Annotated in this window: 16 protein-coding genes; 6 read left to right on the forward strand and 10 right to left on the reverse strand. The window is 41.8% G+C overall.

The features are described 5' to 3' along the window. Positions 1 to 26: 26 nt before the first annotated feature. The 7 genes from B3H30_RS08710 to B3H30_RS08740 form a co-directional block, all read right to left on the reverse strand. The gene (locus B3H30_RS08710; protein ID WP_286833921.1) at positions 27 to 1,886 is read right to left on the reverse strand and encodes a PQQ-binding-like beta-propeller repeat protein; all 1,860 of its coding nucleotides are present in this window, start codon (positions 1,884 to 1,886) and stop codon (positions 27 to 29) included. 143 nt (positions 1,887 to 2,029) lie between these two features. Next, the gene (locus B3H30_RS08715) at positions 2,030 to 3,871 is read right to left on the reverse strand and encodes a RagB/SusD family nutrient uptake outer membrane protein (protein ID WP_070561302.1); all 1,842 of its coding nucleotides are present in this window, start codon (positions 3,869 to 3,871) and stop codon (positions 2,030 to 2,032) included. A gap of 13 nt (positions 3,872 to 3,884) precedes the next feature. Further along, entirely contained in the window at positions 3,885 to 7,376 is a 3,492-nt protein-coding gene (locus tag B3H30_RS08720) for a SusC/RagA family TonB-linked outer membrane protein (RefSeq protein ID WP_286833923.1), read from the reverse strand. A gap of 51 nt (positions 7,377 to 7,427) precedes the next feature. After that, a complete protein-coding gene (locus B3H30_RS08725) occupies positions 7,428 to 8,672 on the reverse strand; it encodes an exo-beta-N-acetylmuramidase NamZ family protein (protein ID WP_286833924.1) in 1,245 nt (414 codons plus the stop codon). A 444-nt stretch (positions 8,673 to 9,116) separates the two neighbouring features. After that, positions 9,117 to 9,764, reverse strand: a complete 648-nt coding sequence (locus tag B3H30_RS08730) for an N-acetylmuramoyl-L-alanine amidase (protein ID WP_159333454.1) — start codon at positions 9,762 to 9,764, stop codon at positions 9,117 to 9,119. A 53-nt stretch (positions 9,765 to 9,817) separates the two neighbouring features. After that, positions 9,818 to 11,590: a SusD/RagB family nutrient-binding outer membrane lipoprotein gene (locus B3H30_RS08735; protein ID WP_286710255.1), complete on the reverse strand. Its 1,773-nt coding sequence runs from the start codon at positions 11,588 to 11,590 to the stop codon at positions 9,818 to 9,820. Between the two features lie 12 nt (positions 11,591 to 11,602). Continuing rightward, the gene (locus B3H30_RS08740; RefSeq protein ID WP_286710256.1) at positions 11,603 to 14,764 is read right to left on the reverse strand and encodes a SusC/RagA family TonB-linked outer membrane protein; all 3,162 of its coding nucleotides are present in this window, start codon (positions 14,762 to 14,764) and stop codon (positions 11,603 to 11,605) included. 594 nt (positions 14,765 to 15,358) lie between these two features. Between B3H30_RS08740 and B3H30_RS08745 the strand changes: the two genes are divergently transcribed. Beyond that, on the forward strand, positions 15,359 to 16,006 hold the full coding sequence (locus tag B3H30_RS08745; RefSeq protein ID WP_159333457.1) for a DUF6266 family protein: 648 nt from the start codon (positions 15,359 to 15,361) through the stop codon (positions 16,004 to 16,006). A gap of 15 nt (positions 16,007 to 16,021) precedes the next feature. On the opposite strand, the gene B3H30_RS08750 is transcribed toward B3H30_RS08745, so the two are convergent. From B3H30_RS08750 to nagA, 3 genes are all read right to left on the reverse strand, one after another. Beyond that, positions 16,022 to 16,576, reverse strand: a complete 555-nt coding sequence (locus tag B3H30_RS08750) for an acyl-CoA thioesterase (protein ID WP_046672667.1) — start codon at positions 16,574 to 16,576, stop codon at positions 16,022 to 16,024. 180 nt (positions 16,577 to 16,756) lie between these two features. Then, positions 16,757 to 18,382 carry a glycoside hydrolase family 10 protein gene (locus tag B3H30_RS08755; RefSeq protein ID WP_286710257.1) on the reverse strand — a complete coding sequence of 542 codons (1,626 nt, stop codon included), beginning with the start codon at positions 18,380 to 18,382 and terminating at the stop codon, positions 16,757 to 16,759. A 94-nt stretch (positions 18,383 to 18,476) separates the two neighbouring features. Next, a complete protein-coding gene (gene nagA / locus B3H30_RS08760; RefSeq protein WP_286710258.1) occupies positions 18,477 to 19,586 on the reverse strand; it encodes an N-acetylglucosamine-6-phosphate deacetylase in 1,110 nt (369 codons plus the stop codon). Positions 19,587 to 19,733: 147 nt separating this feature from the next. Between nagA and B3H30_RS24745 the strand changes: the two genes are divergently transcribed. The 5 genes from B3H30_RS24745 (at position 19,734) to B3H30_RS08780 (ending at position 24,687) form a co-directional block, all read left to right on the forward strand. Further along, on the forward strand, positions 19,734 to 19,865 hold the full coding sequence (locus B3H30_RS24745) for a DUF6728 family protein (RefSeq protein WP_312128511.1): 132 nt from the start codon (positions 19,734 to 19,736) through the stop codon (positions 19,863 to 19,865). Between the two features lie 12 nt (positions 19,866 to 19,877). Beyond that, positions 19,878 to 20,264, forward strand: a complete 387-nt coding sequence (locus B3H30_RS08765) for a RidA family protein (RefSeq protein WP_286710259.1) — start codon at positions 19,878 to 19,880, stop codon at positions 20,262 to 20,264. A gap of 3 nt (positions 20,265 to 20,267) precedes the next feature. Continuing rightward, positions 20,268 to 20,798 carry an EamA family transporter gene (locus B3H30_RS08770; RefSeq protein ID WP_286710260.1) on the forward strand — a complete coding sequence of 177 codons (531 nt, stop codon included), beginning with the start codon at positions 20,268 to 20,270 and terminating at the stop codon, positions 20,796 to 20,798. Further along, positions 20,798 to 21,190 (forward strand): EamA family transporter, encoded by a 393-nt coding sequence (locus tag B3H30_RS08775; protein WP_286710277.1) that lies wholly within the window; start codon positions 20,798 to 20,800, stop codon positions 21,188 to 21,190. The genes B3H30_RS08770 and B3H30_RS08775 overlap by 1 nt, the downstream gene beginning before the upstream one ends. A 437-nt stretch (positions 21,191 to 21,627) precedes the next feature. After that, positions 21,628 to 24,687, forward strand: a complete 3,060-nt coding sequence (locus tag B3H30_RS08780) for a SusC/RagA family TonB-linked outer membrane protein (protein WP_286710261.1) — start codon at positions 21,628 to 21,630, stop codon at positions 24,685 to 24,687. Positions 24,688 to 24,746 lie beyond the last annotated feature (59 nt).

Consider the following 24,746-nt stretch of genomic DNA (forward strand, 5'->3'; position numbering starts at 1 on the left):
TCAAAAAGATCATTTCAATCGATTGCTTAAAACTGTAATGAAACTATTTTGCCATCCATCGTACTCGCTATCACGGTATTTCTCCCATTTAGTGCAACGGGATTAACCATTCCATTGGATATTTTATATTGCCATACTACCGCGCCTGTTTTTGCGTCAACTCCAGATAGCAAACCCGAATGACTCGGCACAAAGACCAACTTGCCATTGGATGTAATTGCAGAAGGTGTCAATTCGTAGGGCAATTTAAGTTTGGACTTCCAGGCAACATCCATACGATCACCAGCAACCGAAATACCTAAAAGATCCCCATCCATCGTCTTCACATAAACCAATTTATGATCTGCAGCCAACCCCATAGACTCGCGCACCCGAATGGTATCTTTCTTTTCCCGCCAGATGACCGCACCGTTCTTCGCATCCAGTGCTGTCATAAAACGATCCGGTGCAACTACAAAAACACGATTGTTTACCCCCACCGGATTGCATGCCGCAGCAGAAAACATCCGATTGGCCTGTCCATTATTCCACTCCCACGAAAGCTTACCCGTTTTGGCATCCAAAGCATAGAATCCATTGCTCCAGGAACCAAAAATTACATTCCCCAAATAATACGTTGGCAGCGTCGATACAAATCCTTTGACCTGGTCAAAACTCCACTTTACAGCTCCCGTCTTGATGTCCAGCGCTCTAAACTTACCATCCGAGCCACCGATAAAAGCCACGCCATCATGTAGCAAGGGTGAACCCAAAACCGCCTTCTCAGTCTCCACCTTCCACAACAACTTGCCATTACCGGCATCTACCGCATAAATTGCATGATCCGATGATCCCGCCACGACAATCCCTTTCCACACAGCAGGCGTAGAATAAACTTTACCGCCGGTACGGTATGCCCATAGCTTTTTGCCAGTTTTTAAGTCAAGCGCAAAGATATCGCCCGCGGTATTTGATGTAATCACGCTATTTTTGTAAACGGCTAGTCCCGCCCCGATATCGCTGGCGTCTTCAAACGTCCAATTAACTTTAACCTGGTCCGCATATTTTGCGTTCACAGCATAACTTGGTCTCAGGTAGCTTATCGTTTCATTTTCATAATGATGCTCGAACATTGGAACAACAACCCAAGGTTTCTCCTGCATTCCTACACCGGGATTACGCTCTTGATAACTGGCTTTGCCATCGGCGATGGTCACAATATTATAACCCCCAACCGCTTTATTCGCACGCAGATTAGACCGTCCCATCACCCCCGGAATTCCTTCCCAATCGTATAATTTATTGGCATGACCATGCCCACAAAGCGCCAACTGGACATTCCGCGTTTTAACTCTTTTCAGTGCGTCAAACCAGTTATTTAACGATGAATCCTGTGGATAATGATTAATATAGATCAATGGTAGCTGTTTATCCGGATTCGCTGCAAAAATGGAATCCATCCAAACCAGGTTTTCCCGAGGAATTTGACCAGGACTCATGCGCATATTGGGCCCTGAATTGGTTCCAATGAATGCGTTGCCTTTATGCTTAAAGAAAAAGGTTTCGCCACCAAAAACGGTGCGAAACGTGTTGGCTCCATTTTCAGACCAATTGCCATCGTGATTTCCCGGGATAACATACCAGGGCAACTGCAGACTATCTAAGATCCGCTTCGCAAGCTTTAATTCATGATCAGCACCAAACTCAGTGATATCTCCAGAAAGTATAACGAAATCAATATCTTTCAATGTATTCAGGTCCTTTACAGTACGTCGCAGATCTTCCTCTCCTGTTGCACCGCCAACATGTGTATCTGTTACGTGGGCAAACTTAAAGGACTGCTGTGCTATCGCAACGTTAAAAACGCAGGATAATGCAATAAAAAAGGTGATAATTGGAAACTTCATGCGTAATGTTTTCTTAAAAATAGCGTTTTTATGCATAAAACAGAAATGATATTGCATTTTTATGCATCTTCATGTAAATCAAAATTCATTATGTATTAAAAAGCCTTTCTGAAATTCAGAAAGGCCTTTTAATACAATGCTATCTATTGCCAGCCTGGCGTCTGTGTTAAGATATAGCCCAAATTTGCATATTGTTGAATCTGATTCAGTCCAACAGGAGCCAAGTACGACCGATCGGTAAAACTTACCCTGTTTGCAAATTTCGGAACAACGTAATATCCCACCATAGCATCGGCGTTTTTACCATTGTACGTGATTGTATTTCCTGCTGCGTCACGGACTTTCAAAACACCTTCGTAAGCTTTTGTCAAACGATTTGGAAGATCCTTTTTGATATTTACCCAGGGACCCAATGAATAATCGACATTGCGTGAAAAGTTCATATAATCCAATTTTTTCCAGCGACGGATATCATTCAATCGCGCATACTCATATACAAATTCCATTCTTCGTTCACGTCTGATTTCCCACATCAACGGCGACACATCCGCATCGCGGCTTGGATCGTTCGGCAGGGAATTTAATGTCAAAGGTGCCGTTTTCTTTACCCCTTTAGCTATGGCATCTGCGTCTAGCGGCCTATTCCGTACCGCATTGATTGATTTATCCAAATCACCTTGGGTAACAGCTGCTCCACCAAAAAACTCCGCAAGAATCTGCCTTGCCTCAATCCAATTCAACACAACCTCACCAAGACGCACAATCGGAGCATCATTTGTATTTGTATTACTACTCCATTTTGCTGGATAAGTTTTTCCAATATACGTCAAGGCTTCTCTAGCAGCAAATTTATGACCGTAAGCAAATGTTGATGAAGCTGTATTAACGGTATCCATCAACGAAGCTTCAAACCGTGGGTCTCTCGTTCTCGCCAAAGATTTCATCGAAAAGTCCGAAGCATTTGTGAGCGCTGAGTTTTGCCAAACCTTTCCATCGTTACAGATAAAAGATTTCAACAAATCCAAGTTAACGCCCTTCTGCCCTTCAGTACCATTACTGTAAGAACCTACGGCGTGCGTTACTTTCAAGGCATCATTATAAGTTCTGAAGAAAATTACCTCTGGATTGCTTGAAAGATCTTCAGATGCGAACAGGCTTTTAAAATCACTTCCAAAAGACCACTTTCCACTATTCATGACAACTTCGGACGCTTTAACCGCAAGCGCGAGATACTTTTTCGCACGATCTTGATCCAAGCCATGGTATTTTTCCCAGGAACCTTCAAACAACATGAGGTTAGAAATAAGTGCCGCTGCTGCATATTTATTTACATAACCTTTTCCGTCATCAGCACGCATATTATCAAGCACATACTCAAAATCTGTATAGACTTTATCCATAACCTCCCCGCGCTTGGTACGTTCCTTATACATTGTAGCCTGATCCATCGGATCAACTTCAACATCAAAATAAGGCACATCACCAAACACAGAAACTAACCTACTATATTCGTAGCCTCTAAAAAAACGAGCTACTGCAGTCCAGTGCTTATACTCAGCCTCTGACAATTTTGACTTGGCCTTTGTTTCAATCCTGGTCAACATCACATTAGCCTTTCTAACCCAGTAAAAATTCCAGGTCGGCCCTGAGTAGGTCGTCAACATATCAGGTGTCACCGTACTCGCACCTCTACTCGTCGGAACAACTGACTCAAAGCCACCTTGCGTTCCTTCAGAAGTAAAGTCATCTGCATAGTTATATCCCACTAAGGGAGCATAGGCCGTACCATAAAAAGTATTATAGCCAACAAAATAATTTAAATAAAAATCATTTGCATACAAACGAACATCAGCTTCATTTCTCCAAAAGTTTTCATCGATTACTTTAGTTTGATCAGGCCTATCCAGCACATCCTTACTACAGCCCACCCCCAATAACATGGCGGAAAGCATGATAGATCCAATTTTTATTCTATTTAATTTCATCTGTCAAATTCGTTTAAAAGTTTAACTGAACACCAAATGAGGCACTCTTAAATGTTGGTGTTCCAACACCTGTACGTCCACCGTTGTAATTCGTTTCATTAAAAATCGAGAAGCCTTGCACCTCTTCCGGATCAATCGGTAAGCCACGAAGCTTATCCCAAGTGAAGAAATTCTCCAACGAAACATAAACACGTAAGTTATTTATCTTAGCTCGTTGCACGATATGCTGAGGAATTGTATACCCCACAGTTAGGTTCTTAATTCTCAAATACGACATATCCAACAGATAGCGGGACTGAACTTGCATATTATTGACATTCACACTACCGCCGTTGTTGAATGCAGCCGGATAGAATGCTCCTTGATTATCTTTCGTCCAGTAATCGTTTACAAAGCTTGCAGGCATCGCTCCATCTGAAGTGTTAAATCCTGGAATCGCCAAGAATCCTGCTCCCCAAACTTTACGTTGTCCCACACCTTGGAAAAATGCTGAAACATCGAAGCCTTTCCAATCAGCACCAAATCTAAAGCCATACTGATAACGAGGCGTCGAATTACCAATGATCTTCATATCGCCAGGATTATCGATCGTACCGTCACCATTATCGATCTCGCCGTCACCATTCAAATCTTTGAATTTAACATCCCCAGGACCAAAATAGAAATTAGTTGAATTTTGGAATCGTGGCTGATAGACAGGCTTTTCACCATTCGGCCCCTCTTTCAAGAGATAGACGTTATCTGTACTTCCATAATATTTGGTCATATCTGCATTTGGTTTTACCAACTGCGGATTGTTATTTCCATCCAATACAAAATCATTGTATTGGTACAGACGGTCTGTCTCATACCCCCAAATATCACCATATACCCGACCATTATAATTCACACCGGTAGTGCGTAATGACGTATAGCCACTAAAAACAGATTTAGAGTCATCCAAATTAGCCCTAAAATTAATACCCAATCCATTCTCAAATCGGTGATTAAAATCGATGGCCAATTCGAAGCCTTTGGTCGTCAAGGTACCGAAGTTACCCCAAGGCGCCGCAGAACCCAAGGTCAGTGTTGTTCCTTCCAAAGGAGCAAACATATTTTTGGTCTTCTTCTGATACCAGTCAAACGTCAAACCTAATTTATTCTTGAAGAATCTGGCATCCGCACCGAAATCCAGGGTTTCCAGATCTTCCCACGTAACGTTTGGCCAATTCAGTTTTGGCGTACCCACAGAATTCAACAATGCGCCATTGACGATGTAATTAATCTGACCCGCATCCATGTTTGAAACATAAAGATCAGAAGGTACCGTTTGATTTCCGATAACACCCCATGAACCTCTAAACTTCAACTGATTTAATGTAGCCCTTGACCAGTCCATGAATTTTTCTTCTGAAACTACCCAGCCTGCTGAAAAGGATGGAAACCATCGCCATTTCAAATCTGTTGGAAACTTGGAGGAACCATCATAACGGATATTACCTTCAAATAGATACTTATTCTTATACGCATAGTTCACACGGCCAAAATACCCTAATTGTGATTCCCAATACTCACCACCGCTACCCGTAATTTGGCCCACAGCCAAATCAAACTGAGGATTTGTGATATCCAATAAATCAGCACGCTGTGTCCAATGGTAAGAACCATCGTTTGTTACTCTATTTAAACCAAGGATAAATTTAAAGTTATGATCATCATTCAAGTCGAGCTCATACGTTGTAAATGCATTGACAGTATGCTTATGTTCATTTTGTGAACGCATATAGATATGATCTTGCGCAGAACCATTCGCTGTATACATATCATTGGAAAGATCATAAGCTAAAGTTGCATCAGCATCTCCCTTATTGACAACAGCTCCTTCTTTATTGACATAAACTGGATTTCCTTGTGCATCAAACCGTTGTTTAGCTGCTACCCAAGAATTGGCTGCTGTATATCTCGTCCCGTTTTTACGCCAGCTATAATCCTCATTGGTAAATGTATAGTCTACATCTACTTTCCAATTCTTCATTATATTAACTGTAGCACCAGCGCTTAAATTAATATAATTGCGAAGCATGGAAGCTTGGTTTGCCGCCTCATTTTCACTCCATGGACTCCTTATTGGGTTGTTATTTTCGTCATAGCCCATTGGATAAAGGGAACTCCAGCGATACATGTACAACCATGGATCGGCCGTTGTTGAGTTTGTCGCATAAGGATAGATCTTGTTCCGTTGTGCAAACATCGCTCCACCCCTAATAGTCACATATTTATTCAGTTCGGTATTTAGTCTTAATGCAGCATTATACCGTTTAAACTTATCCGAATCGCCGGCCTTTAACATACCGCTTTGGTTTAACGAACCAAATGAAGCTGTATATTGTGTCTTCTTAATGGTACCATTTAAAGACAAGTTATGTGTTTGTGTGGGAGCCCACTCGCGCACCATATAATCATATGGATCATACGTTCTAACACCGTACTTTTTCGTCGGCGATCCCGGATCTACATACCAGTCTCTGCCATATACCGTTGGATCATCTTTCCCGATTGAAGATCCATATTTTTTATCCCACTCCACTGCGCGTTCATAACTTTCTCTATTTACTTTATAGAAAGCACCAGTTTCGGTTCCGCCAACTCTTTCTAATGCGTCAATGGTATATTTCAAGGCATTAACACGTCCCATTTCCAACTTTTTATATGGATTTTGGAATGAGAAGTTATTAGAATAATTTACGGTAACCTTTTCCGCACTTCCACCTGTTTTCGTCTTAATCAATACGACACCAAAAGCAGCTTTCGCACCATAGATGGACGAAGAGGCAGCATCTTTTAATACGGTGATCGACTCAACATCATCCGGATTTACATATTGGATACTCGGGATTTCCACATTATCCACCAAGATCAATGGACTACTATTCCCTTGAATGGAAGATATTGCACCACGAATACGCATGGTAGGATCAGATCCAACCTCACCACTCGGTACAGTAACACTAAATCCTGGCGTCGTCCCTTGAATTGCCCGGCCGACATCGGCGATCGGACGACTCTGTAGATTCTCCTTCACATTGATCGATGAAACCGCACCAGTTAGGTTACCTTTTTTCTGGGTACCGTAACCGACAACGACCACTTCGTCCAACGCTTGATTATCGTCCGCTAATGTTACATCAAGCGTAGCTGAAGTAATGGCAACCTCCTTCGTCACGTATCCTACAGACGAAAAACGCAACTTGCTCCCCACGGCAGCTGTAATTTTAAAATGCCCCTGAGCATCAGTCTTAGTTGACGCAGTACCGCCAATCACAGACACGCTTACCCCAGAGACTGGACCTTTTCCATCCTTTACAGTACCTTGCACCGTATTTTGAAACGCATTTTTTGCAGAAGAACTCAGAAAGGCGCTTGTTAAATTGTCGCGATTCAAAGCACCTTCTTTTTTTGCAAAAGAATAGGATTCAGAAGGAAAACTCAATCCAAGAGCAACAGAAAATAGTACAAATTTTCGCATTGATTATAGAGTTTTAAAATAAATGATTCTAGTTAATATTGTTAGTTATTGCTATTCGAAATCAGTATAAAGCAGGTACTTTTTACGCATTTGCTTATAGGCTTTCAGGTCATCGGACCAAGAAGCACGAATCTGAGCTTCAGATTGTCCGGCAAGGATTTGCTTACGTAATTGATTTGTCCCCGCAAGCTTATCAAAAAATTCAGGCCGCGCGAAGAAAGTGGATTTATCAGGTGTCTTTTGATAAAAGTCCAACAGATATTTTAAGGTAAATTTTTGATGATCAGCATCCAGACCGCGCAAATCAACACCATAATTGACTGTTCCTTTGCCCTCCACATGTTTGGACATACCGTGACGTTCGCCCGGTGTAAAAGTAAAGGAGCCATAGACCGGATTTGTATAACCTAATACCTGGAACGGCCAATCCGTACCCCGACCTACCGAAATATCCGTACCTTCAAAAAGACATAATGAAAGGTACAACCGAACAGAAAGATAATTTGGCAGACTTGGCGATGGGATGACCGGCAGCTCATACCTACTGTTATGATTCCAATTTTTGACCTGTACAATCGTTACATCGGCCTGGCGGCCATTCTCAAGCCACCGCTCTCCATTGATCATCTGCGCCAGCTCGCCGATTGTTAAACCATGGATCATGGCTATTTTATGCCAGGAAACATCTGATTTAAACTTATCATCATGCCTTACAGGTCCATCCACCTGGTCGCCATTTGGATTTGGACGATCCAGTACAATTAATTTTTTATTATGCTTTGCACATAATTCCATTACACGGTGCAAAGAAGTGATGTATGTATAAAAGCGTGCCCCAACGTCCTGCAGGTCGAAGATCATCACATCAATGGAATTGACGATAGAATCTTGTTTCTTATTACCTCCATACAATGTAAACAGCGGCAAACCAGTCTTTTGATCAACATCATTCCCAAACTTCTCACCACGTTCAACGTTCCCGCGGAAACCATGTTCAGGCGCAAAGGCAAACTTCAAATCAACCTTATTATCGATCAAGACATCGACAAGATGTTTTTTATCAGCCCCTACAATGGAAGTTTGATTTCCCATTATTCCCACTTTCTTACCTTTTAGTTGTGGTAAATACAGCGTAAGTTGATCTGCACCCGGAATAACAACTTGGCTCGTTACCCGGCCGGTCATGCTGTTTACTGCGGTTTTGCTCGCTTTCGTAGACTTCAACGAATTCCCACAGGAAACCCAAGCAACAACAGAAATTAAAAAGGATAGCTTTAATAAGGCATTTTTCATCATAAATAGACTCTTAGATCATGCACAAATTGCAGTTTTATGCACGAATAATTGAAAATCAGAATAAAAGTAAGTAGAACTTTTCGTTTTTAAAACTTAAAGCAACATAAAAACGCAAAAGAAAGTGAGTATTCACTTACAAATTACTTCTGTAACAGGAATTAAACCGCAATATATTAGTTGAGACTGAAAGCAAAAATACATCACAATAAATTGAAATACAGTCGATTACAATAAATCGGACGATTAAAAAGAAAAATAAGTAAGTGTGCAGAGCACACGCTCACGTAACAAATCAAATACAATTAACATTTTATTAACAATGCAGCAAAATACAGCAAACCAGCAAAATATATTGCAAAACGATCACCAATTGCACACTTATTACTTATTCCTGTAGGAAAACGCAATTTACCTGCAGAACGAAATTCTTCGATTTGGCATGATTTAAGGCAGGGGGTTCAATTTCAGATCGACAAGATGCTTTCTTAGCTCATGCATAAATTTATCTCCCGGATCATCTTTACCCGTGATGTAATTGGGATCAGTTTCTTTCCACCAGCTTGTTTTCTTAAAACGTTGGTACTCATGGTGACCTAAAACAAATTCGATGGGATATTTTTTACTGAGGTAACGGATAAGCTCTTCGTTCGCTTTCAATTGTGCATCAGTCAGTGGGTTCTGGCGACTACCTATATTTTCTATCCCTATTGCACAATAATTGAGACCTATGGTATGCCGTGCAAAAATAGAATCTGGTAAAAACTGATAAATCGTACCGTCACGATCGATGACAAATTGCGAAGATACATTCAAGGCACTGGCCTTGGTCAGTTCCGGACGCCCCGGAAGCCGCGTAGGATTGAATGTATTAAAGGTCGCTTTCACGCTGTTATTCGCGGTCCAATGCACTACCACCATTTTGGGATGGATAACCGGAGTCGACTGCGATAGACCGTGCCGATTTTTGAGGTACTCCAATGAAAGTTGAATACGGTCCTTATCCCAGGTAATCGGTTTTTGAATAATTTTGGGTGATTGTGCAAAAAGCACAAATGGTATAAAAAGAAGAAGGAAATTAATACAATATTTCATAACAAAAACAAACTAGATAAAGAAAGCCGCAGTTGCGGCTTTCAAATTTAAAATTATTCTTTGGTATCCCACCAAACCGGGAATGACCAGATATCGTCATTTAACGCATTCGGATGAGATGCTTTTAAATTATCGGAATTGTAGTTGATCTCATGCGAAACCTGACGTACTCTTCTGAACTGCTTTCCTTGCGGTATTTTAGTTTGTGCTGCTGCGGTCACCGTGTACTCATAGGGAACTGACCAACCGGGATAGACTGAACTGCTAAAATCATAGCGACGCATATCATTCCAGTTTTGCTGTGAAAACGAAAGTGCGATAAATTTTTGCGTCATAATTTTAGCCAATGTAATATCTCCCGCCGTACCAATGCCTTTGTTTAGAAAATTATCGATCTTGGCCTGGGTCATTGGCGATTTGCTCGGACTGGCGTCTGCATAAGAACCCAGCTTTATATTCATTAAGTCAATATGTGCTTTAATTCCCTCTTTATAGGCATTGAAGGCACCTGCTTTATCTCCCTTATTAAATAAGACCTCAGCTTTAATAAAGCACATTTCGGGGTATGCAACCAGATGGGTAGGCGCATCGGGACGCGAATAAAATGTACCTGAAGCAGCCACGGTACCATCTTTCCATCTATAGGTATCTGACACATCGCTGTCATATCCCTTGGAACTACTTTTAATGGATACATAAACGGTATCTCCCCAACGTGCTGTATTGGCACTGTTAATATACCAGGAGTGTGGGTTTACCGTACGGCCATTACTCTGAATAGCCACATCTTTATCATTATAAGAGGACGCTATAGGCCCGGAGTTCATGCGGATAGTAGACTGCATATCTACTCCTTTGGAACGGATCATCTTTTTGGGATAACCGTATTCTGCCCAAGGCAATAATTTGTCTGCCCGCGGATCCTCTATGCCTTTATTGTCAAAATTGGTTAATAAATTCTCATACCATTTCGTAACCAAAGTATTGGTATTCATACCCGCATTATTAAAAACGATAGAGGTTTTTACAGGATCTGCAAATAGGATATCCCCGATATTATCAGTCGCATCATCCATATGAGTTATTACTGTACTTTCTCCCACCGAAGTGGCAGCCTTATTTAACGCCGCCAATACATCATCCGGTTTGTACAAAGCGCTCTTTTTCGATAGGTTATTCAACCATCGCGCTTTTAAGCCATAACACATCTTCAGCCACTTACTTACATCGCCACCATTCCAGCTGTCGCCGGCCGACAAGGGAGCAGCAGTGCCAGGCTGCGTCATATTAAAGTATTCAATTGCCTTATCAATATCAGTAAGACAACCTTCGAAAATCACTTTTCCACCATCAAATTTTGGCGTTATGATGGTACCCAAGGCCTCCGTGTAAGGCATCTCACCATACCAATCCGTCATTAGCATAAAACCCATGGCACGGATAGCATGCAATGCACCAAGATAATGGTAAGCCTTATCGGCCGTAGCCTTATCTTCCATATCCTTAAAATTTGCCCCTGCACCGACAAAGAAAAACTGATAAGGTGTGGTCGACATACCTGCCGCAGGGTTCCAGCCAGCAATCATACTGTTTGATGCAGTACCGTTGACAAATGTCAGTTGCTGTGTCACAAACCCCGCCCGTGTCCCCGCTGTCCCTTGTGCATACATATAATAATGCTGTATCCAAGCCAAACGGCTCTGGACCGAAGCCACGGTGCTGGATGGCGTATTCGGGTCTATATTGATATCCAACCAATTCTTACTACAGGACGAAAATAAAGTTAGAACCAACAGAAATGAGACTATTCTCTTATATTTATTCATGACTTTTCTATCTTAAAATCTAAAATTTAAACCAAACATAACACCGGCTGTACTTGGCACACCGTTGTAATCAATACCTACCGAACTAGATCCCGTTACACCAGATCCGGCAGCGGAGGCCTCCGGATCAAGCCCTTTGTAGTTGGTCAACAACCAAAGATTAGTACCAGTCAAAGTAGCTGTAAGACCTTTTACCACTTTGGAAACACCGGCATTCTTCAGGACACCGTCCGAAAAGTTGTAGGACATCGAGATATTCCGCAAGCGCAACCAGTTTGTTTTCACCATAAAGTTCGCACTTTCACGGGCGTAGAAATCACTCCAATAATCTTGGATAATCTTCCGTCCGCTTGTTGACACACCTTTAATCGTGTACATCTGGTCGGCCAAGAAAGTGAATGTTTTGTTTTCGTACACCGGAGCGTCGTTTGTTCCGCCGTTACGGATGGCTCCGTCCAAAATCAGCTGATCACGATCTTCGGTTCGCTTGCTCATTCCATTAATCGTCATCGCATAATCTGTACCGTTATAGATATCGCCACCTATACGGAAATCAAACAGGAAGGACAGATTAAAATTTTTATAAGTCAAGCTGTTATTGAATCCACCTGTCAGCTTAGGCTCACGGTTTCCGATATTATATGTCGTCTGGTTGTCACTTGTTGGCATACCCGTATTAGCGTCCAAAACAACTTTTCCATCAGGTGTACGGGTCCATTGCGAACCTGAGATCCCCATAAAGTTTCCTCCGTTAAAGGATGCAGCTTTCGCATTCCCTACCTGCACGTCTGTGACATACAAAATATTGACCCCTGCGAGCAAGTTATCTACTGTCCCTTTGTTTCTGGACATGTTTAACGTAGATTCCCAAACAAAGTCGTTTTTCACAATCGGCTTACCAGTTAAGGACAACTCCATCCCTTTATTGTAGATATCGCCACCGTTGACTGAGATGAAAATATATCCTGTCGATTGTCCTAAACGTGGAGACAGGATCTGGTTATAGGAATTATTGGTATAGTAGGCATAATCCACGCCCAATCGCCCCTTAAAAAAGCGCAATTCAGCACCGACTTCAAACGAACCTGTTGTTTCAGGTTTCAAAAACGGATTACCTTTCTGCCAGTTATTTCCCGCGCCTACAATTCCACCTAAATATTCAACAGGCTTCCAAAGGTAGGTATTGGTTACATACGGATTGGCGTCCTTACCCACGCGCGCCCAGGAAGCTCTCAGCTTTCCAAAATCCAACCAGTCTGGGCGACTGTCTTTCATGAGTTCGGTAAACACAAAGCTACCACCAACAGAAGGATAAAAATAAGACCTATTGTCTACTGGTAACGTCGAGGTCCAGTCATTTCTTCCCGTAACATTCAAAAACAACATATTTTTATATGAAGCTCTTAACTCACCGTACAAACCAAAAAGACGTTTTTTTGTATTGTTTACTGCGAACTGTTTATTCGCTGCTGCTATATTTTCGAAGCTGTAAAAATTGTCTACCTCAAAATGATAGCCCATACGGCGGTTTGTTGTCGTCTTGGTTTGTTCCGAGAAAAATCCCACTAAAGCGCCTAAATCAAAATCACCTACCTTTTTATTGAAATTGGACATGATGTTGGAAGACCAATAGTTGTATTTGAAATCACTTTCCGACATCATACCTTTTTGCCAAGGTTTCTTAATTGCACCACCTTCACCGATAATAGTTGAGTTTTTAGTCAGATAACTATCCATCCCGACACGATAGGTCAGGCTCCACCAATCGAAGATGGGCATACTTGCATTGATACTACCTGTAATACGCTCAGTGTTATCGCCCAAAATATTTTTATTGATTGTCCAGTATGGATTTTCCACATCAGATTCTAGCGGCTGGCGGCCTTCAAACATCCGATACTTCGACCCGTCATCGTTGAGGTATTTCTTCATATTATCACTTCTTGACCAGCTGTACAGGGACTCCATCGCTCCTGTACCACCTGATCCCCATAGCCCCGCAGAAGTTAGGGTTTTATCTGTATTTGCCAGCGAATACCCCACATTAGCGCCCACCGTCAGTTTACCAAATTTTTGATCCCCATTAAAGCGGAACGTGGTTTTATCAAAGCTTGTATTAGGTACGATACCCTTTTGATCAAAGCGGGAACCAGACAAATAGAATGATCCATTTTTATTTCCGCCGGATAAATTAACGGTATTGTCAAATACCGTCGAATGCTGGAAGAAATCTTTCACGTTGTTATAAACAACATCATTACTTCCAAATTTTTCGCCCCAGGATTGCGTGGTATAATCATCCAGTACACCCGCACTGTTATAATAGCCACGTTTGTATTTTCCTTGCTGCTCTGGCAAGCGATTCACCCAATTATTTGAAAATCTACTTGAAAAACCAATCTCCGTACGCCCTTCTTGTCCCTTTTTCGTCGTAATGATAATAGCTCCCGCAGCAGCTCTTGACCCGTATAAGGCTGCCGCAGCCGGACCTTTCAACACCGACACATTGTCGATATCTTCGGGATTAATATCCATCACCCGGTTACTGTTAGAGGTTGCTGTTGCTTGAGCGCCATCGAAGGCACTATTTCCTCCAATAACCGTAGAGTTATCGTAGATCACACCGTCTACAACAAACAAGGGCTGGTTGTCGCGCTCAAGAGAAGTTCCGCCGCGAAGAATAATCTGCGCTCCGGCACCGGCAGAACCCGAAGCCTGTGTTACATTAACCCCTGCAATCTTCCCTGCCAATGAATTGACCACGTTTGCCGTCTTATTCTTCATCAACTCATCCGATTTTATGTCCTGAACAGCATAGCCAAGCGCTTTTTTTTCCTTCTTAATTCCCATGGCCGTCACAACCACCTCTTCAAGCGCCTCCTCACTGCCAGAAAGCGTAACATTGATCGTTGCATTTGTCCCAACCAGTTGTTGTCTTTCCTGAGAACCCACGGCTCTGAAAATCAAAATATCGCCTGGCTCCGCATTGATGGTGAAACTTCCATCAGGCTTAGTTTGTGTACTGACAGATTTACCTTTGATGCTTACGGTTACATTAGGCATTGTACCACCATCAGAAGCATTCGTCACTTTACCCGTTACAGTTTTGGTCTGTGCCCATAAACTGGTTGACAGCATCACCCCTGAACAGAATAAGAGAATTTTTTTATTCATGGTTTTTAGTTAGTTGTTAATAATTTTCCATAACGGGCGGTTCCAACCCTAAGTTTATATCAATTACTACACAATAGTATGAAAAGCTTCCTATTTTTGCAAGCTTATGCATAATTATTTGAAAAAGAAATAACAATAAACACATTAACGCACAATCTGACAGCAAAAAAACCATTAATTCCTATAAAAACAGATACAAAAACGCATAGCACAGCAAAATAAAAACCAAAACATCTTATAAAAGCATTTAGCAAGACCTTTTCACCGAATTTGATAGCAGAAAACAAACATTAGCACCACAAAACCACCAATAGCATGCAGCATCCAACACATAACAGCGTGCTTATGCAAAGGAATATTCGATTTACACCGCCATTTTAGACTAATTATTAGCTACTGCATTCGGAGATTACTCGGTGCTTCTTCGGTACTTGTTCGGTGCTACTTCGGTGCTTCTTCGGTTGCAAGCGAATAAAGTCCGACTAAATTCCGTTCAAGATTCGTTGTAAATCCGAAAAAAGGTTGAATCTACTATTGATCAATACCTATTTATTTTGTAACTTAAAGAAAAATCAATCGCAATTAACTTAGATTATGGCAGTCATTAAAAACGGTGCCAATGGCACGCTTTCGGGCAAAGCAGGATCAGTAGTATTTGTTACCAATGGAAATACAACCTATGCAAGGGGCTTACCTAAGAAAAGTAGAAAAAAACCTTCTGCAGATCAAATTCAATCAAGGTCACGTTTCTCCCTCATCCAAAAATTTATCTCCCCAATGCTAGATTTAATACGGGTCGGATTTAAAAATTATAACCCCGAGAAGAAAGCATATGGCAATGCGATGTCTTACAACCTCAATAATGCCGTAGAAAAAACGGCAACTGGCTATGTCATCAATTTTGAAAACTTTCGCGTGAGTAAAGGAACCCCCAATCCCATTTCCACCCATACATTTCAGGTAGATGAAGAGACAGGAACATTTACACTCACCTGGGAATATGATGCAGATACTGCATCACAACATAACATCAGCTCGAGTAATTGCCGTTTGCTGCTATACAATCCCGATGAGTGCGCTTTCACAAATGAAAGCATGAATCCTCTTACGCATAAAACACAGACAGCTATCCTATCCCGACAGCAAACCGTCGGCAACTATCATGTCTATGTATTTTTCTACAAAACAGACGGAAGCGATGAATGCACAGACAGTAAATATCTAGGGACATTTGAATGGTAAGAAAGGAAAGAAGACCTAGGAGCTCAGACTGATCTTCACATCAAAATGCTGCTTGATATAGGCCTGCTGCTCCGCAGAATCTGTCTCCAGATCATGAATAGCACGGTCTCTTTCTTTGTCGACTTCCATCTTCACCACACAGCGGTAGAAACGAAATACATCTTTTTCGGTCTCCAATATTAACCTTGGCACCCGGGCGGGCTTGCCTGTTTCATCTTTTGCCACCATCGTAAAATAAGAGGAATTACAATGCTTGGTTTCGCCCGTCTGAATATTCATGGCTTCGACCCGAATACCGACTTCCATAGAAGAGTTACCTACATAATTCACAGAAGCGATCAATGTCACCAATTCGCCCACCTCAATAGGCTTCAAAAAATCAACTTTGCCAACGGAGGCCGTCACACAATAATGTGCAGAAAATTTAGATGCCACCGCAAAAGCGATCTGATCCATCAAAGATAAAATATAACCGCCGTGAATTTTACCGCCAAAATTAGCATTGGAGGGCAACATCAGCTGTGACATCCGAATCACAGATTCGCTTACCGTTTTATAGATTTCTTCCATACCCATAAATTTACTTTGGATAGATTACAATTCAAAACAAAACCTGAATGAATCACATGGGCTTACGTACACGCGCCAACAGAAGGTTCGTCCTGACCATTACCGATAGATAATGATACAAAAAAGGGATATCCAAAATTCAGATATCCCTTTTTTACGCGTTGATGAAACAACAGCTCGTTATTTTATCTTCTCTGCGGCATAAGGACCTTCGTTGCTCAAACGGTCAACAGCCTTTACCGCAACATACTGTAGTTTTTTGTTGTTCAATGTCGTTGGGATGTCCTTACCTGTAACCCCAGGCTCCAATATTTCATATTGCCATACGCCACCGTAGTTGAGATACAATACCCATTTTGCAACCTGATCAATTTGCTGGTGCTGCCATTTCACAAAAGTAGTACCCCCCTGTGGAGTTACCAGCAAAGTAGGTTTCAACAAAGGATTTGCATTTAACCAAGGACTTGTTGGTACCAATGCTTTCACCTGATAAGGCCCATTCACCAAAGCTTGTGTCATGGCCGGGTTTTTGGTAAGCCCTGCCAGACTCCAGTGGATCACCCCTTCTCGGTTATCAGGCAATAGCGTACGTGCTGCCTCCACTTGATTAACAATTTCCTGAACATATTCCGGACCACGTCTGCCAACCGTATTGATGCCCGGCCAAAGGTGGCGTCCCATGGTATTCTCACTTTCCCACCATTTTAACAAAGCCGTATAGCTTTGTCTGGCTGGCTGTATAGGCCAATACAACTGGGGAGCAAAATAGTCTATCCAGCCTTTGTTCAACCATAATTTAGCATCTGCGTAAAGCATATCATACTGGCTAGATCCCTGGATTCCTGACGGATAACCCGGTTTCCAGATACCAAAGGGACTGATACCGAATTTTACAAAATTCTTCTCTTTCTTAATATCCTTATAAATCCGTTCGATAAAGGTATTCACACTATTTCTGCGGAAGTCTCCGCGTGATAGATCCCCGCCATTACGTTTGTATTCATTGTAACTATCCGAATCCGGGAAATCCTGTCCACCATTATATTCCGCGTAAGGATAGAAATAATCATCGAAATGCACACCATCGATATCATAACGCTTGACAATATCCATAACCACACGTGCAGCGTGGTCCTGTGTAGATTGTTTAGAAGGATCAAACCAATAATAGCCCTGCTTCAATTTGACAACCGACTCAGGCATTTTACGTGCCATGGAAGCTGAAGTAACAGCACCGCCAGCAGTATGATGGGCACGGTAGGGGTTCAACCAAACATGCAGCTCAATTCCTCGTTTATGCGCCTGCTCAACCCAAAAATCAAGCGGGTCATAATAAGGGGAAGGTGCCTGTCCTTCTGTACCTGTCAAAAAATAAGACCAGGGTTCAAGATCACTTTTATAAAATGCATCGGCTGATGGACGCACCTGAAAAACAACAGCATTAAAATTATTGTTTTTCAAAAAATCCAAAATACCAATTGCTTCCTGTTGCTGCTCGGCGGTACTCAGGTTATTTTTGCTCGGCCAATTGATATTGGCAACAGAAGCCACCCAAGCGGCGCGAAACTCGCGCGGTAACACCGGAAGATCGACAACAATTTCCTTCTTCTTTTCTGCAACCGGCTGTTCTTTTGTTTCAATTGTATTTTTCACCCGTTCGCGCTTGGGTACCGAAGGTGGATCTTTTTTTACAATTTCGACATTTGTAGTTGTGGTATTGACAGGCTCCTGTTTCTTATTTTTCTTGGATGAACAAGAAGATAAAACAAAAAGTGCTGTCGCTAAAAATAATAGGGAATGTTTCATCAAGCTATAGAATAGTGTTTTTTCAAAATAACGAACGAAGATACATATAATATTAGTCAATCACGGCCAATCGGTTAATCTTCTCCGACATAGATCAATGCTTGAACTCTCCATTGAAGATCACCTGCTCCAGCTTAAAGTCGTCGTTAAAGACAATGACATTCGCTATGCTCCCCTGATTGAGGTTTCCAATATCCGTCCTTTTTAAAAGATTTGCAGGATACCGTGTTGCCATTCGGATCGCTTCATCAAGCGATATACCAACTTTTTGCACAGCATTTTTTACCCCCTCAAGCAAGGAGATTGCCGCTCCTGAAATGGTGCCATCAGGCAGGGAATAATAGCCATCGTTCAAGACGTGATGATAGATGTCTTTATCGCAGGCGGCTACCGCATCTGTAATCATAAACAGCCGCTCCCCCATCTGACGTTTCGCAATTTTTACGGCTTCAAAGCTGACATGATGTCCGTCGACAATAATACTTGCTTGTGCTGTCGGATGATTAAAAATTGCGCCGACTAACCCGACTTCGCGATGATGTAACGGCGACATGGCATTAAACAGGTGGGTACTTGTTGGAATCCCCAGATCATAACCGTGGGTACCTTCCTCAAAAGTCGCATCACTATGTCCTGCACTGAGCAATAGATTATAGCTCTGCAAATGCTGTAAGATATCATCAGCGATACATTCAGGAGCAATGGTCATCATCTTGACAACCTGATTTCCGGACAAAAGATCGTCAATCTTTTCCTTTGTAGGCTCGATAATTAATTCCGCGGGATGCGCACCCCGTTTTTTAGGATTCAAAAAGGGGCCTTCCAGATGCAATCCTAGAAATGCATCGTGCCGAAAGCCTTCTGCCACCCGAATGGCGTCCTTAAATAAGGGAATGGTATTGGTCGCTAAGGTCATCATAAAAGAAGTTGTGCCTTTACGGACCAAACCCTCAGCGATGCGTTCCAAAGAGGCTACACTACGTTCGGCAGAATACAAGTCCGATCCGTCACCATACAATTGAAGGTCAATCAGCCCAGCACAAATATTAGACCCGCCGACTGGATAACTGGTATAATCTGCAGGCACCTCATCATCATGGACAATCGCTACAATTTTACCTTCGCTGATCAGCAATGCTCTTTGCTCCAAAATCGACTCACCAGTGTATATTTTGCCACCAATTAATGCTATCTTATTATTCATATAAATTCTATTTCATTACCAAGTTACCAAAATTCAAAAAAAACCTGTCACTTGCATAAGATTTTGTTTCGTAGCCTACAAGAAATCCGTTCAAAGTTTTTGATCTTTTCATTTTCACTTTCTAATTTACTGTTGTAACTTAGTTCCATGTACTTCTTTAGAAAGCGTAACGCCGATCGCCCCACAAATGGCAGCATAAAAGCTATGCATATTATTAATGCAACGGCCATTATTGTCTTTTTATTGGGCCTTATCTACAAAATATTTTTTACATCCTAAACACTGTTATCCATGTCAAAAAAAGAAATTTTAAATACCGACAAAGCTCCTGCTGCAATAGGACCATATAACCAGGCAATCAAAGCCGGTAATACATTATATGTCTCTGGACAAATTCCTCTGGTTCCCGAAACAATGGAATTAATTTCATCGGGTGTGAAAGACGAAGCGCATCAGGTACTGAAAAATGTAGAAGCTATCTTGACCAATGCGGGATATACTTTTGAAGATGTTGTCAAAGCTTCGATTTTCTTAAGTGATATGGGCAATTTTACCTTAGTCAATGAAGTCTATGCCTTATATTTTAAGGAAGCGCAACCAGCACGTGAGTGTGTTGCGGTAAAAACCCTTCCTAAGAATGTAAATGTCGAAATTTCGGTCATTGCCTGGAAAGATTAATCCGTGGAAAATAACAACGAAACAGCAAGCCGCGGAAAATATCTTTTCGCGGCTTTTTTGGCCCCTTTTATCTGGGGTTTTATGTCTATCCCTGTACGCTGGATACGCGTCTATCCGGCCGAGGATATTCTCTATTTTAGAATAATAACTGCGCTCCTGATCCTTTGGATATACCTGCTGCTGTTTCGAAGAAAAACCTTTAAAGCTGATATTCTTAAGTTTCAGCTTCTACCTCGAGTGGGCAAGATCCGTCAAATTTGTCTTACCTTCCTCGCTTCGGCGTTAATCTTTGGCAACTGGTTTACTTATATCTATGCGGTCAACCATATTAGCATTCAGTCTGCGGCATTGGCTTACCTGACCTGCCCCCTGATCACGGCGGCGGGTGCCTATCTCATGCTCCAGGAAAAGCTAACGAACTGGCAAAAAACAGCGCTTTTATTGCCTTTGGCAGCGTTTGCCTCCTTGCAAATGGCTCGCTTCATGATGTCCTATGGGCTATCACTATTGCCACCTGTTACGCTTTTTATCTGATCGTACAACGGGTATCTACGGGTTTCGATAAACTCAATCAATTGGTGGTCCAGCTCAGTATATGTGCATTATTTGTGATCCCCAAACTAATCTATAATCATCATGCAATTCCTACAGACCCCATATTTTGGGGCACCATAGTTCTTATCGCATCGCTATTCACGATTATCCCCCTATTCCTGAGCATGTATGCACTCATTGGCATTTCATCAACAACGACTGGCGTTCTGCTCTATATTAATCCACTGATCGCTTTTACTTTGGCTGCAACCTATTTCGGAGAACCCGTTTCTCCAATCAAATATGTCGCTTACGGAATTATACTGGTTGCGATCATGCTATTTAATGCTGCAAACATCAAACAGGTTTTTGCAAGGCCATCACGCGGTTAAGCACAATGATACCCAATGCAATAGGAAACTTCATCCACATGGAATGGCCAGTTTCTAGCAGAAAACAGTTATTTTATTCATATCCACCAACCAGCTAAAATGCGACAAAAAAAATGACAAAACACAAAATACACTAATTATCAAAATATTAAACACTAAAAACAGTTAAAGTGTATCATTTTTGTTTCATAAAATTTTTGATTTTTGCTCAACTATAGTAAATTAGATCTTTATTAAGGGAAATCATACCGCTCTTTTTTCTTATAACAGGTATTGAATAGCAAACACACTATTACAAATAATCACTTATTTTGCACCCCGATTATTCAATATCTTCTCTTCTAACCAAAATGCTAAATGGAATTAGCCCATTTCATTAGAAATTTCACCGTTATGAAAATATGTATATAAAAAACTGAATATAACACATATACTATATGAATAACAAATTATACTCTACATTAAGGGTGTTAGGTATTGTTCCAACAATACTTTTTTCAGCATCTTTATTGCACGCGCAAACCAGCCAAGTAAAGGGAACGGTTGTAGACGCTAAAACCAAAGCTCCTATTCCAGGTGCCACGATCAAAGTATTGGGCACTTCCAACGCAAGTTCTACGGACGTTAAAGGTGCATTCCAGATCAATGTCGATGACAAAAACCGCATATTAAACATCAGTACGGTCGGCTATGAAAACAAAACGGTAACTCTTGGTCCTGGCGAAACGACAGTGACGGTAAGTCTGGACGAACAGACACAGCAACTGGAAAGCGTGGTCGTTACTGCTTTGGGTATTAGCCGTGCACAAAAATCATTAACATACTCTACACAACAGGTCAGTGGTGACGAATTAAACAAAGTTAAAAGCACCAACTTGGCGAATAATTTAAACGGTAAAGTTGCAGGTGTTAACATTGCTTCCAGCTCTTCTGGACCAGGTGGTTCAGCAAAAGTTATTTTGCGTGGTAACAAATCGGCTTCTGGGAACAATCAAGTACTTTATGTTGTCGATGGTGTTCCGATCAACAATCAGACATTAGCAAGCCAGCCAGACAACGTTTTCGGCGGACAACGTGATGGTGGCGACCCTATTTCATTGATCAACCCAGAAGACATCGAAAATATCTCCGTATTAAAAGGAGCATCCGCGGCGGCATTATATGGTAGCCAAGCGGCCAACGGCGTTATCTTGGTAACAACGAAATCAGGTAAACAAGGCCGCACAACGATCAACTTCTCCTCAAGTGCACAGATCGAACAGGCTGTATCGACACCGAAATTCCAAAGCCAATATGGTCAAGGTTCAGGTGGCAAAAACAGTAACACCAGTGTATTTAGCTGGGGCGACAAAACCAATGGTGCCGACTATGATAACTTAGGTGAATTTTTCCGTACGGGTAGCAACTTCACCAATTCATTGACTTTGTCAGGTGGTAACGAGAAAAACCAAACGTATTTTTCTTATGCCAATACCCTTGCAAAAGGTATTCTTCCAGAAAATGACCTGATGCGTCACAACTTCAATCTCAAGGAAAGTGCTTCATTCTTTGATAATAAGCTGACCGTTGAAGGAAGTGCCAATTACATTACGCAAAAATTAGATAATGCACCTACTTCAGGTTTCTATTATAATCCATTAGTGGGAACCTACCTATTACCTCGCAGCTTAAATATTGCGGATTATAAAAATTTCGAAACGTTCAACACAGGCCGTAATCTTTACGATCAAAACTGGTTTACGCTTTCGGACGACGAAACCACCCAACAAAATCCTTGGTGGATTATGAACCGTAATTCTACACGTTCAACACGTAATCGTTTGCTCTTGAATGGTAGTGCGAAATACAAAATTGCACCTTGGATCAGCGTGCAGGCCCGCGGTAGTGTAGACCGTACCAGCGAAGTATGGGACCGGAAAGCTTATGCCGGCACACAGCACATTTTAGCGCGTGAAAATGGAGCTTATAGCTATACCAATACCACGATCACCCAACAATACGGTGATTTAACGGCCAACATGAACTTTAATATTGGCGATAAATTACAAATTACAGGATTGGTTGGAACGAGTATCACCGACTGGAAAACAGAAGGTACAGATTTTACCAGCGGCAAAGATGGACTCAAAGTTCCCAATCAGTTCTTTATCCAAAATACGACAACTCCGGTCACTTCGACATTGTCTGCAAACCGAAGACAATTGCAATCGGTATTTGCATCGGCTAACTTAGCCTATGATAACTGGATTTATTTGGATCTGACTTCGCGTTGGGATTGGTCGAGCACATTAGCCTATACACCGCAAAACCCATACGCTTATCCGTCGGTCGGTTTGGGCATCGTCTTGAACGACAAGCTTAATCTACCTGAATTTGTGAATATGGCCAAAATTCGGGGTTCATACGCAAAAGTCGGAAATGATCTTCCTCCTTACACTACCTTGCTTACCAACCGGGTAGACCCATATGCGGTACTAACCGTGAATGATATTGCCTTTTTGAAGGAATTAAAACCAGAAAAAACGGCTTCCTTGGAGATCGGTACGGAATGGCGCATGTGGAATAACCGTTTGAATGTGGATGTTACTTATTACAAAACAAACACCACCAATCAGTTTTTCAAAATTGCAGCTGGAAATGCATCCCTCAACAACATGTATGCAGTTAATGCCGGCGACATTCAAAATCAAGGGGTAGAAGCATTGGTATCATTGGATGCGATCAGAAATGACAATTTTAAATGGACAACCAGCCTCAACTTTACGTATAATAAAAACAAAATTGTAAAACTTGCAGACGGTATTTCTGAATTTACCCTAACAGGTGAGGGACGTAATAATTTTGCATCTAAATTGCAAGTTGGTGGTTCTTTCGGAGACATCTATGGTCAAGATTTTATACGTGACGACCAAGGAAGGATTCTTATTTCCGAGGACGGTATTCCGCAGAAAAACAACACCTATACCAAACTCGGAAATTCGAACCCAATTTGGCAAATGGGCTGGAACAACAGTTTCAATTATAAAAATTTCAACTTAAGCTTCCTGATCGATGGTAAATTTGACTACGAAGTGATGTCCGTGACGCAAGCGTTGCTTGACGGTTACGGTGTCTCGAAAGCGAGTGGCGACGCCCGTGCCAATGGCGGTGTTAGCATCAATGGGGTTACACCAAGCGGTAAAGCCGTAACAACAGTGGACGCCGAAAAATGGTACACTTCCACGGCTGGTATGGGTCCGGTTAGCAGCCAATATATTTACGACGGAACGGTTGTGCGGTTGCGTGAATTGACTTTCGGTTATGACTTCAATATTAAAGACAGTTTCTTCAAAAAACTTCGCGTAAATGCTGTAGGAAGAAACCTATTCTATATTTCGAAAAAGGCTCCATTCGATCCTGAAGTAACGATGTCTACAGGTAATTCCTTAAGTGGGGTGGATATCTTTATGATGCCGGCAACACGTAATTATGGTCTTACACTAAATGCGACTTTCTAAACGACCAACAATGAAATATCCCTCGTTTAAAAAAACATATATCGGTAAAAATGACGAGG

It is taken from the genome of Sphingobacterium sp. UBA7038 (assembly GCF_002494055.1).
Taxonomy (GTDB): Bacteria; Bacteroidota; Bacteroidia; order Sphingobacteriales; family Sphingobacteriaceae; genus Sphingobacterium; species Sphingobacterium multivorum.

Excerpts from the sequence above, each read along its gene's own strand:
- B3H30_RS24745 (WP_312128511.1), top strand. The coding sequence starts at position 19,734 with ATGTACTTCTTTAGAAAGCGTAACGCCGATCGCCCCACAAATGGCAGC.
- nagA (WP_286710258.1), bottom strand. The coding sequence starts at position 19,586 with ATGAATAATAAGATAGCATTAATTGGTGGCAAAATATACACTGGTGAG.
- B3H30_RS08780 (WP_286710261.1), top strand. The coding sequence starts at position 21,628 with ATGAATAACAAATTATACTCTACATTAAGGGTGTTAGGTATTGTTCCA.
- B3H30_RS08715 (WP_070561302.1), bottom strand. The coding sequence starts at position 3,871 with ATGAAATTAAATAGAATAAAAATTGGATCTATCATGCTTTCCGCCATG.
- B3H30_RS08750 (WP_046672667.1), bottom strand. The coding sequence starts at position 16,576 with ATGGAAGAAATCTATAAAACGGTAAGCGAATCTGTGATTCGGATGTCA.
- B3H30_RS08745 (WP_159333457.1), top strand. The coding sequence starts at position 15,359 with ATGGCAGTCATTAAAAACGGTGCCAATGGCACGCTTTCGGGCAAAGCA.
- B3H30_RS08720 (WP_286833923.1), bottom strand. The coding sequence starts at position 7,376 with ATGCGAAAATTTGTACTATTTTCTGTTGCTCTTGGATTGAGTTTTCCT.
- B3H30_RS08710 (WP_286833921.1), bottom strand. The coding sequence starts at position 1,886 with ATGAAGTTTCCAATTATCACCTTTTTTATTGCATTATCCTGCGTTTTT.
- B3H30_RS08730 (WP_159333454.1), bottom strand. The coding sequence starts at position 9,764 with ATGAAATATTGTATTAATTTCCTTCTTCTTTTTATACCATTTGTGCTT.
- B3H30_RS08755 (WP_286710257.1), bottom strand. The coding sequence starts at position 18,382 with ATGAAACATTCCCTATTATTTTTAGCGACAGCACTTTTTGTTTTATCT.
- B3H30_RS08735 (WP_286710255.1), bottom strand. The coding sequence starts at position 11,590 with ATGAATAAATATAAGAGAATAGTCTCATTTCTGTTGGTTCTAACTTTA.
- B3H30_RS08725 (WP_286833924.1), bottom strand. The coding sequence starts at position 8,672 with ATGATGAAAAATGCCTTATTAAAGCTATCCTTTTTAATTTCTGTTGTT.
- B3H30_RS08765 (WP_286710259.1), top strand. The coding sequence starts at position 19,878 with ATGTCAAAAAAAGAAATTTTAAATACCGACAAAGCTCCTGCTGCAATA.
- B3H30_RS08740 (WP_286710256.1), bottom strand. The coding sequence starts at position 14,764 with ATGAATAAAAAAATTCTCTTATTCTGTTCAGGGGTGATGCTGTCAACC.